Genomic DNA, 10,044 nt, shown 5'->3' with positions numbered 1-10,044 from the left:
TAAGTACATTATCCGCTGCTTCGTCAGCGTTATATGTTTATAATAGACATGATCACCGCGATCGAGATCGGGCTGGCGGCGACGGCCACCGTCGTCATGTTCCTGTGCGTCCTGCTGCAGGCCGCTCAGCGCTACCTGCCCTTCGACGGGTTCACCTGGACCGGCGAGCTGGCGCGGTTCTGCCTCGTCTGGCTCACCTTCGTGATGGCCGGGGTGCTGGTGACGATGGAGGGCCACATCAGCCTCGAGGTGATCGACCTCGTCGACAGCCCGCTGGTCGCCCGGTTCGTCCGCGTGTTCGCCTGCCTGGTCGTGGCGCTGGTCGGGGCCGCGTTCGCGGTCGAGGCCTACGACCTCATGCTGTCCACGGGGCGGCTGCGCTCGCCGTCGCTGCGCCTGCCGATGTCGTGGTTCTACGCGTTGCCGCTGCTGGGCTTCGTCAGCACCGCGATCCGGGCTGCCGTCGCGGCCGTGCGGTTCGCGGTGCGCGGGGTCCCGGCATCTCCCGCTCCCACCGTGGTCGGTGCCGAATGAGCGTCCTCTGGCTGTTCCTGGCCATCGCGCTGCTGCTCCTGCTGCGCGTCCCCGTCGCCTTCGCCTTCCTCGGCCCGTCACTGGCCTACATGTGGCTGTCCGGGCAGTCGGTCGGTGCGAGCCTGCGCCTGCTCACGGCCGCGGTCTCCAGCTTCCCGCTGCTGGCGGTCCCCCTGTTCATCCTGCTCGGCGTCGTCGCCAACCGCGGTGGCATCGCCGACCGGCTCTTCGACTTCGCCCTCGCCTGCGTCGGCCGGGTGCGCGGCAGCCTGGGCTACGTCAGCATCGGCGTGAGCGTCGGGTTCTCCTGGATGAGCGGATCAGCGGTGGCCGACGCCGCCGCGCTCGGCAAGATCCAGATCCCGGCGATGCAGCGCAACGGCTACCCGACGAAGTTCGCCCTCGGCGTGACCGGCGCCGCCTCGCTCATCGCCCCCGTGATGCCGCCCAGCATCCCGGCGGTCATCTTCGCCGGCCTGGCGGCCGTCTCGACCGGCGCGCTCTTCGCCGCCTCCGTCGTCCCGGCGCTGCTGATGGCGTTCGGTCTCTGTGTCGTCGTCTTCCTCCTCGTCCGCCGGTACCCCGACATCCAGACGACGGAGTTCTCCTGGCAGCGGGTGCGGGAGACCGGGCGCAGGGTCATCGGGCCGCTCGGCGCGCCGGTGATCATCCTCGGCGGCATCCTCTCGGGCGCCTTCACGCCGACCGAGGCCGCGGCCGTGGGCGTGGCCTACATGCTCCTGCTCTGCTTCCTCTACCGCAGCCTCAGGATCCGCGACCTGCCGGCGGTGCTGGCGGAGACGGTCGCGACCTCAGCGGCGATCATGCTGATCGTCTCGTCCGCCTCGCTGCTGGGCCACATCATGGCTCGCGAGCGGGTGCCCCAGATGATCTCCGAGGCGCTCTTCGCGCTGACCGACGACCCGACGGTGTTCCTGCTCCTCGTCGCGCTCGTCATGCTGCTGCTGGGCACCGCGATCGACCCGACGGCGATCCTCGTGCTCACCGTCCCCATCATCCTGCCGATCAGCAACCAGTTCGGGGTGGACCCGATCGCGCTGGGTGTCCTGATGATCCTCTCGACGATGATCGGGCTGCTCACGCCGCCGGTCGGCACGGTGCTCTTCGTGCTGAGCGCGATCACCAGGGCGAAGCCCTCGACGGTCTTCCTGGGTGCGTTGCCGTTCATCGTCCCGCTGCTGGTCATCTGCGGGCTGATCATCGCGTTCCCCGACGCCGTCACCTGGCTGCCGCAGAAGCTCGGCCTGTGAGGCGCCGGCGCAGCGGGCCGGACCCGCCCCGACCCGGTTCCGGCCTTCCTGCCGCGAGCACGCGGACCCCTACCGCACCACCCCAGCTGCCGGGTGCCCCACTCCGGCGTCTGACGTCCGACGACCTGACATCTCGAACCCAACGGAGGGACCTCATGAAGACTCGTTCTCGGCGCCGGCGCATCGCCCTCGCCTCCAGCATGGCCCTGCCCCTGCTCCTCGCCGCTGCCTGCGGCGGCAGCGACGACGGCGGCAGCGGTGGTGGTGGTGGCGGTTCGGCCAACGAGGAGATCACGCTCGACCTCGCGCACAGCTACACCGACGACCAGCCTCAGCACCGCTGCGGGGCCCAGGTCATCGCCGACGAGGTCGCCGCGGCCGACGTCGGCCTGACGGTGGAGATCTTCGGCGCCAGCCAGCTCGGCGGGGACGCCGACCGCGTCCAGGCCGTGGTCGCCGGCGACCACGACATCGACATCCAGGGCGCCTCGGCCCTCGGCGCCGTCCACGAGCCCATCGGTGTCGTGGACGCCGCCTACGCGTTCGACGACGCCCAGCACCTGTCGGAGTTCTTCGCCGGCGACGCCTCCGCCGACGTGCGGCAGAGCTTCGCCGACGCCACCGGTGTGGAGATCCTCGGCGCGTGGTCCGCCGGCGCCCGGCACTTCACGGCCAACGAGCCCATCCGCGAGCCGGGTGACCTCGAGGGCCTGCGGATGCGCTTCCCGAACTCGCCGCAGTACCTGATGAACGCCGAGGCGCTCGGGGCCACCCCGACCGAGGTCGCTTTCGAGGAGCTCTACCTGGCGCTGCAGCAGGGCATCGTGGACGGCCAGGAGAACCCGATCACCAACATCGCGTCGCAGAACCTCGACGAGGTGCAGAAGGTCATCAGTCTCTCCGGGCACCAGCAGAACTCCAACCTGGTGGTCGTCGGGCCGGTGTGGAACGACCTCTCGGAGGAGCAGCAGGAGGCGCTGTCGGCGGCCGTCGAGTCCGCGGTGGAGCAGGTGCCCCAGTGCGTCGAGGAGCTCGAGCAGCAGCAGCTCGACGAGTGGGCGTCCGGCGGCATGGAGGTGGTCGACGACGTCGACGTCGACGCCTTCCAGTCCCAGGCCGAGGAGTACTTCACCGAGAACTACTCCGGTGAGCAGCTGGAGGTCTACGAGGCCATCCGCAACGCGGCCGAGTGACCGAAGAGAACTCCGGCCCCGGGACGGGCAGTGCGCGTCGTCCCGGGGCCACCTCTCCGGCCGCCGCGCACCGCGGCGGCCAGAACGGGAACGACACATGATCAGCGGGACGACGACCCTGCTCGCCCACCTGGGATACCCCACCCACGCCTTCAAGGCGCCGTTGGTCTACAACCCGTGGTTCCAGAAGCAGGGCATCGATGCCGTCGTGGTGCCGATGGGGGTCCGCGCGGGCGACTACCCCGACTTCTTCCGAGCCCTCTTCTCGCTGACCAACATCCGCGGCGCGCTGGTGACGATGCCGCACAAGGTCACCACCACCGAGCTGGTGGACGCCCTGTCGCCCACCGCCCGCGTGGCCGGTGCCGCGAACGCGGTGGTGCGGCGCGACGACGGGACGCTGCTCGCCGACCAGTTCGACGGCACCGGTTTCGTCCGCGGGCTGCTCCGGAAGGGCTTCGACCCCCGCGGCACCCGCGCCCTCGTCGTCGGCAACGGGGGAGTGGGGTCGCCGATCGCCGCCTCCTTGGCCGAGGCCGGCGTCGGTGGGCTGGGCCTGTTCGACCCCGACCGGTCGGCCTCCGATGCGCTCGCCGGACGGCTGCTCGAGCACTATCCGGACCTGCAGGTCGGCACCGGTTCCGCCGACCCCGACGGCTACGACCTCGTGGTCAACGCCTCGCCGCTCGGCATGAAGGACGACGACCCGCTGCCGGTCGACGTGACGCGCCTGGCGCCGACGACCTTCGTCGGCGAGGTCGTGATGCGCCAGGAGTTCACCCCGTTCCTGCAGGCGGCCCGGGCTCTCGGCTGCCCGGTGCAGATCGGCAAGGACATGCTCTACGAGCAGATCCCGGCCTACCTGGAGTTCTTCGGCTTCGGCAGCGCCACCCCCGACGAGCTCCGGGCCGTCTCCCTCGCGGAGGACGAGTGACCGACCGGCTGGCCTCGCTGCGCCCGCAGGCCCCGGGGAGGTGGCGGGTGTGGGCTCTCGCCTACGGCATGCGCCGGGGGCGACGCGGGCAGCACTTCCTGGGGCACGACGAGCGGTCAGCGGAGCCGCACCCGACCGCCTACTACGTCTGGCTGGCCGTCTCCGACACCGACGTCGTGCTCGTCGACGCCGGTATCGGGCCCTCGCGGGCCGCGGCGGTCCCCGGCCTCCAGTACCTCGGCTCGCCGGTCGACCTCCTGGGACGGTTCGGTGTGCGGGCCGAGGACATCGGCTGGTCGGTGCTCACGCACCTGCACTACGACCACACGGGGGTCGTCGCCGATCTTCCGAACGCCACCTACGTCGTGCAGGAGGCCGAGTGGGACTACTGGACCGGGCCGTGGGCGCAGCGGCTCACCCGTGAGCGCTGGCTCTGCGCGCCGGAGGACCTCGAGCACCTGGCCGGATCGGGCCGGCGCCGGGCGGTCAGCGGCGACGCGGAGCTGCTGCCCGGGCTGAGCGTCCACCTCGTGGGTGGGCACACCGCCGGGATGCAGCTGGTCCGGCTCGCCACCGGGGCCGGGCACGTCGTCCTGGCGTCGGACGCCGCCCACTTCTACGAGAACCTGACGTCGGACCGCCCCGCGCCGATCCTGCACACGATGCCCGCGGTGTACGGCGCCTTCGACCGGATCACCGAGCTGGCGGACGACGCCGGTCTCATCGTCCCCGGCCACGACCCCGGCGTCCTCGAGCGGTTCCCCGCCGACGGCGCCGACCGCACGGGCTCCGCGGTCCGGATCGCCTGACCCCGCCTGCCGAACCCCGGAGGAACTCCCATGACGACCGTCCTCGTGCTCAACGGCCCGAACCTGAACCTGCTGGGCACCCGCAAGCCGGAGGTGTACGGGCGCACGACCCTGTCGGACGTGGAGGCCCTGTGCCGCGCCGAGGCGGCGGAGCTCGGCCTGACCGTGGAGTTCCGGCAGTCCAACCACGAGGGCGAGCTCGTCGACTGGATCCACGAGTTCGGGTGGGAGGCGAAGGCCGGCCGGTGCATCGGGGCGGTGGTCAATGCCGGCGCCTACACGCACACCTCGGTGGCCCTGCACGACGCGATCGAGGGCATCGAGCTCCCGGTGATCGAGCTGCACATCTCCAACGTCCACCGGCGTGAGCCGTTCCGGCACCACTCCTACATCTCGCCGGTCGCCGTCGGGGTCGTGGTCGGACTCGGGGTGCAGGGGTATCCGCTGGCGATCCGGGCGCTGTCCCAGCTCTCCCGCGACGCGGGCTGAGGGGTGGCCCAGCCAGTCCGGCTCGCGGTCGCCGGGGTCGGCCTCATCGGCGCACGGCACGTCGAGCGGATCGCCGCCGGGTCCGACACCCGGCTGGCCGGCATCGTCGACCCGGTCCCCGCGGCGCAGCGGGTGGCCGACCGGTACGGGGTTCCTCGGTACGAGACGCTCGCCGAGCTGTTCGACCGGGGACGGCCGGACGGCGTCGTCCTCGCCACCCCCAACCAGGCGCACGTCGTGGGCGGGCTGGAGTGCCTCGCCGCGGGAGTGCCGGTGCTGGTGGAGAAGCCGCTCGCCGACACCGTCGAGGGGGCGGAGCGCCTGGTGGCCGCCGCGGACGAGGCCGGGGTCCCGCTGCTCACCGGCCATCACCGCACCTACAGCGGGATCATGGCCGCGGCGCGCAGGGTGGTCGCCGACGGCCTCCTCGGCCGGCTCGTGGCCGTGGCCGGCACGACCCTCTTCCGCAAGCCCGCCGACTACTTCGATGCCGGGGACGGCTGGCGCCGTCGTCCCGGCGGGGGCCCGGTGCTGCTCAACCTGGTGCACGACGTGAACAACCTGCAGTCCCTCGCCGGGGAGGTCGTGCGGGTGCAGGCCACCACCTCGAACGCCGCCCGCGGCTTCCCCGTGGAGGACACCGCGGCGGCGGTGCTGACCTTCGCCGGCGGGGCACTGGGCACGCTGCTGCTCTCGGACGCGGCTGCCTCGGTCCGCTCCTGGGAGCAGACGGCGGGCGAGGACCCGAGCTACCCCACGCATCCCGACGAGGACTGCTACCACCTCGCCGGTACGGCCGGCTCCCTCTCCGTGCCGACCATGCGGTTGACCACGTTCGAGGGCGAGCCCTCCTGGTGGGCGCCCTTCGTCGCGTCGGTGGTGGACGTGGAGCGCCCCGACCCGCTGGCCAACCAGGTCAGCCACTTCGCGCAGGTCATCCGTGGCCGCGCGGCGCCGCTGTGCAGCGGACGGGCCGGACTGCGCAGCCTCCGCGTGGTCGACGCCGTCCGCGAATCCGCCCGCACCGGCTCGCCGGTCGACATCCCGCCCGACCTCGAACAGGAGACCTCCTCGTGAACCGACTCGCCGTGCACCAGTCGCTGGTGCACCCCCTCACACCCCTGGAGATGATCGACGAGCTCGTCGCCTGCGGCTGGGACTCGATGGGCCTGCACGTGGGGGCGGTTCCCGAGACCGAGGCCTGGTGGTCCGGCGGGTCGGGGACGCAACTGCTCGCGGCCACCATCGACCGGCTGCTGGAGGCCCGGGCGACGGTGCTCGACGTCGGCCGGGTCGAGCTGAGCGGCTCGCTCGGCCGCGACGACGTGCACCGCGGACACGGCCGGGTGCTGGACTTCGGGGCACGACTGGGCGCCCAGTTCCTCACGGCGCGCTTCGCCGACGGGGTGGCAGACCTGGCGCAGCGGACCGAGAGCTTCGCCGAGCTCGCCGAGCAGGCCCGGCCGTTCCGGATCCGGCCGCTGCTGTCCTCGGTGCCCGCCGACCGGCCCGACCTGCTGGCGGACGCCGTCGCCGTGGTGGCGCCCAGCGGGGGAGGGGTGGTGCTCGACGTGCCGGTCCTGGGCGTGGACGCGGAGACCGTCTCCGCCGCGGTGACCGACCTGTGGGAGCACCTCGGCTACGTGCGGGTCGACGCGCGCGCGCTCGAGGGTGCCGGGGAGGCGGCTGCCGGTCAGCTGGCCGTCGTGCCTCCGCAGGTGCCCGTGGTCATCGGTGGCGACGGCGGGTTGGGGCTGCTGGACTCCGACCGGCGTGCGCGCCTGACGCGGCTGCGGCTGCTGGTCGACCGCATGCTCGAGCACCCTCGCGCGCGGGCGGCCCGCGAGCGCACCTCCGGCTGACCGGCTCCGGTCAGCGCGGCGCTGCGGCGGCCGTGCTGCGGGCCCGGCGGTGCGCCGCCATGCGGACGGGGAGATCGGTGCTCCCGTAGCCGTCGTAGCCGCGCAGCCGCTGGACGACCTCGAAGAACACCCGGTCGCCCAGCACCGCGGTGGCCGCGTGCAGGTAGCCGCCCTGGCCGTCCTCCTCGTACATGAGCCCGTGCTCCCGGATGGCGGCGAGGAGGTCCGGCGGGAGGTCGAAGCGGGCGTCGAGGTCGTCGGCGTAGTTGGCCGGCAGGGGCAGCAGCGGCGCGCCGGCCTCGCGCATCCGGGCCACCGTGCCAACGATGTCGTCGGTCGCGAGGGCGACGTACTGCGGGTCCGGGACCCCCGGCGTCCAGCCGCCCCGGCGCAGCGCCGAGACGCTCAGGGCCAGCCGGACCCGGCGGGAGGTGTCGGTGACCGAGCGGGTGCGGATCAGCCCGTAGGGCGCCGCCACCTCGGCGACGGCGTGCGGTTCGAGACCCAGGACGGCCCGGTAGAACAGGCCGGCCTCGTCGAAGGCGTCGAACGGCTGGGTCAGCCCGATGTGGTCGATGGCCAGCACGCCGGTGCCCGGCGCGGTGGTGCCGGTGGACAGGAAGTCGGCCGGCCAGCCCCCGGGACCGGTGCGGGTGAAGAAGATCTGCGTGCCGTCCGGCGCCTCCACCGCGGAGAGGTCCGCCTCGTCGGCACCGCGCGTCCGCGGCAGGATCGGCGCCCGCACCGCCTGCGCGCGGGCGGCGGACCGGCCGGGGTCCTCGCTCTCCAGACCGAGTGCGGACACCGCGGCGACCCCCGCTGCCGCGGGGCGGGTCACCGAGGCGTTGAGCAGGACCCGCGCCGTGCCCTGCTCCCACAGCTGGACCGGCTTGGACCGGTGCTGCCCGGTGTGCGCGAACCCCAGCGCGGCCAGCGCCGAGCCCACCTGCGGGCCGGAGACCCCGTCGACGCCCAGCTCGACGAAGGAGTGGCCGGTGAGCTCGGGTGCCGGCGGCGGAACGGTCAGGCCGGACTCCGGCCAGACCGCGCCGAGCGCCTCCTCGAGCCAGACGAGGGACCGCATGGCGTCGACGGCCGTCCGCCAGGGGTCGGACTGCCGGAAGACGTCGTTGAACACCTCGAGCGAGAGCGGGCCGGTGTAGCCCGCGGCGAGCAGGCAGCGCAGGAACTCCGGGAGGTCGAAGGCGCCCTGCCCCGGGAACAGCCGGTGGTGCCGGCTCCACTGGAGGACGTCCATCTGCAGCCGCGGGGCGTCGGCCAGCTGCAGGAAGAACAGCTTGTCCGCCGGAACCTGCGCGAAGCCCGTCGGGTCCCCACCGCGTGACAGCACGTGGAAGCTGTCGAGGCACAGGCCCAGGGCGGGGGAGTCGGCGCGGCGCACGGGCTCCCAGGAGGCCTCCCAGGTGGACACGTGCCGGCCCCAGGCCAGCGCTTCGTACGCCAGGCGCAGCCCGCGCTCGCCGGCCCTGGACGCCGCCGTGGCCAGCTGCTCGGCCAGCCGGTCGGGGTCCTCGACGGCGTCGTCGGAGACCGAGGAGCAGACCAGGATCGTGTCGACGCCCAGCTGCTCCATGACGTCGAACTTGCGGTCGGCGCGGCGCAGGTTCCGGGCGAAGCGGTCGGGATCGGTGGAGTCGAGGTCCCGGAAGGGCTGGTACAGGTCGATGGTGAGGCCGAGGTCGGCGCACCGGCGGGCGATCTCCCGCGGGGACCACGACGAGGCGATGAGGTCGGGCTCGAAGACCTCGATCCCGTCGAAACCCGCCGCGGCGGCCGCGGCCAGCTTGTCCTCGAGGGTTCCGGACAGGCAGACGGTCGCCACGCTCCTGCGGACGGCGGTCATCGGCGGGCCTCCGTATGTACCAGTTGGTGAGTTGTTCGAGGGGACCACACCAGCCACCGGACGCGCCAGTCCCCGCGCCGGACGGGGTGGGGAGGCCGCTCACCTCGCGCGGCCCCTAATCTCGCGGCACCGACTCGGGGAGGCCGACCGTGACCACGCACCGTCCGGACGTGGGGCCGACGGAGCCCCCGGCCGGTACCGAGCGCATCCGCGACGCGGGCCGGACCCGGGCGGAGATCCTGGCCGTGGCCACCCGCGAGTTCGCCGACCGGGGCTACGCCGGCGGGCGGATCAACGAGATCGCGGCTCGGACCCGCACCACCAAACGGATGATCTACTACTACTTCGGCGGCAAGGAGCAGCTCTACGTCGCCGTCCTGGAGCACGCCTACGCCGGGATCCGGGCGCTGGAGCAGCAGGTCGACGTCGAGCACCTCGACCCCGTCACGGCGATCCGCGAGCTGGCCGCGCTCACCTTCGACCACCACGAGGCCCATCCGGACTTCATCCGGCTCGTCAGCATCGAGAACATCCACCGGGCCGAGCACCTCGGCAGGTCGACCGTCCTCCGGGGTCTGACCGAGCCGACCCTGGCCGCGCTCGGGACGATCCTGCGGCGTGGACGGGAGTCCGGGGTCTTCCGGGACGACGTCGACGCCCTCGACGTCCACCAGGTCATCAGCGCCTACTGCGTCTTCCGGACCGCGAACCGGCACACGTTCGGCGCCGTCCTGGGCCGCGACATGCTGGACCCGGCACGTCGGGACCACCAGCGGCAGATGCTCGGCGACCTGGTCGCGGCCTTCCTCCAGGCGCCCGGCCCGGGAAGCGGTGCCGCGACCGTCCAGCCGTGATCCCGTTACGCCGGCCGAACCGGGGGAATGCTGGGACCGTGGCCCTCGCCCTGAACGATCGCACCCTGTCCTCGCTGAGCGCGTCGATCTCGACGCCCACCTACGACCGCGGCCGCGTCCGCGCCGGCATCGTGCACCTCGGGGTCGGTGGGTTCCACCGGTCGCACCAGGCGATGTACCTGGACCGGCTCATGGAGCGGGGGCAGGCGCTGGACTGGGGCATCTGCGGGGTGG

At 72.8% G+C, this 10,044-nt stretch carries 10 protein-coding genes and 1 pseudogene; 10 read left to right on the top strand and 1 reads right to left on the bottom strand.

Annotated features, from left to right (window positions below):
- Nucleotides 1-33 precede the first annotated feature (33 nt).
- From C5508_RS17980 to C5508_RS17945, 8 genes are all read left to right on the top strand, one after another.
- On the top strand, nucleotides 34-534 hold the full coding sequence (locus C5508_RS17980) for a TRAP transporter small permease (RefSeq protein WP_104526297.1): 501 nt from the start codon (nucleotides 34-36) through the stop codon (nucleotides 532-534).
- Complete coding sequence (locus tag C5508_RS17975) at nucleotides 531-1,805, top strand: TRAP transporter large permease (protein WP_104526296.1); 1,275 nt, start codon at nucleotides 531-533, stop codon at nucleotides 1,803-1,805. The genes C5508_RS17980 and C5508_RS17975 overlap by 4 nt, the downstream gene beginning before the upstream one ends.
- Nucleotides 1,806-1,960: 155 nt before the next feature.
- Nucleotides 1,961-2,998 carry a DctP family TRAP transporter solute-binding subunit gene (locus C5508_RS17970; RefSeq protein WP_104526295.1) on the top strand — a complete coding sequence of 346 codons (1,038 nt, stop codon included), beginning with the start codon at nucleotides 1,961-1,963 and terminating at the stop codon, nucleotides 2,996-2,998.
- Between the two features lie 97 nt (nucleotides 2,999-3,095).
- On the top strand, nucleotides 3,096-3,932 hold the full coding sequence (locus C5508_RS17965; protein WP_104526294.1) for a shikimate dehydrogenase family protein: 837 nt from the start codon (nucleotides 3,096-3,098) through the stop codon (nucleotides 3,930-3,932).
- A complete protein-coding gene (locus C5508_RS17960; protein ID WP_198598166.1) occupies nucleotides 3,929-4,741 on the top strand; it encodes an N-acyl homoserine lactonase family protein in 813 nt (270 codons plus the stop codon). The genes C5508_RS17965 and C5508_RS17960 overlap by 4 nt, the downstream gene beginning before the upstream one ends.
- A gap of 30 nt (nucleotides 4,742-4,771) precedes the next feature.
- Entirely contained in the window at nucleotides 4,772-5,230 is a 459-nt protein-coding gene (gene aroQ, locus C5508_RS17955; protein WP_104526293.1) for a type II 3-dehydroquinate dehydratase, read from the top strand.
- A 3-nt stretch (nucleotides 5,231-5,233) separates the two neighbouring features.
- Complete coding sequence (locus C5508_RS17950) at nucleotides 5,234-6,307, top strand: Gfo/Idh/MocA family protein (RefSeq protein WP_104526292.1); 1,074 nt, start codon at nucleotides 5,234-5,236, stop codon at nucleotides 6,305-6,307.
- Nucleotides 6,304-7,092 carry a hypothetical protein gene (locus C5508_RS17945; RefSeq protein WP_104526291.1) on the top strand — a complete coding sequence of 263 codons (789 nt, stop codon included), beginning with the start codon at nucleotides 6,304-6,306 and terminating at the stop codon, nucleotides 7,090-7,092. The genes C5508_RS17950 and C5508_RS17945 overlap by 4 nt, the downstream gene beginning before the upstream one ends.
- Before the next feature lie 10 nt (nucleotides 7,093-7,102).
- Here C5508_RS17945 and C5508_RS17940 read toward each other — a convergent pair whose 3' ends face one another.
- Nucleotides 7,103-8,956 carry a sugar phosphate isomerase/epimerase and 4-hydroxyphenylpyruvate domain-containing protein gene (locus C5508_RS17940; RefSeq protein ID WP_104526290.1) on the bottom strand — a complete coding sequence of 618 codons (1,854 nt, stop codon included), beginning with the start codon at nucleotides 8,954-8,956 and terminating at the stop codon, nucleotides 7,103-7,105.
- 149 nt (nucleotides 8,957-9,105) lie between these two features.
- On the opposite strand from C5508_RS17940, the gene C5508_RS17935 reads away from it, so the two are divergent.
- Complete coding sequence (locus tag C5508_RS17935) at nucleotides 9,106-9,810, top strand: TetR/AcrR family transcriptional regulator (RefSeq protein WP_232797266.1); 705 nt, start codon at nucleotides 9,106-9,108, stop codon at nucleotides 9,808-9,810.
- A 38-nt stretch (nucleotides 9,811-9,848) separates the two neighbouring features.
- Nucleotides 9,849-10,044, top strand: a pseudogene (locus tag C5508_RS17930) (mannitol dehydrogenase family protein); the annotation flags it as partial.

This window comes from Blastococcus atacamensis (assembly GCF_002938425.1).
Classification (GTDB): domain Bacteria; phylum Actinomycetota; class Actinomycetes; order Mycobacteriales; family Geodermatophilaceae; genus Blastococcus; species Blastococcus atacamensis.
Note: the sequence above shows the minus strand (reverse complement) of the source record. Positions and strands in the feature narration are given on the sequence as shown.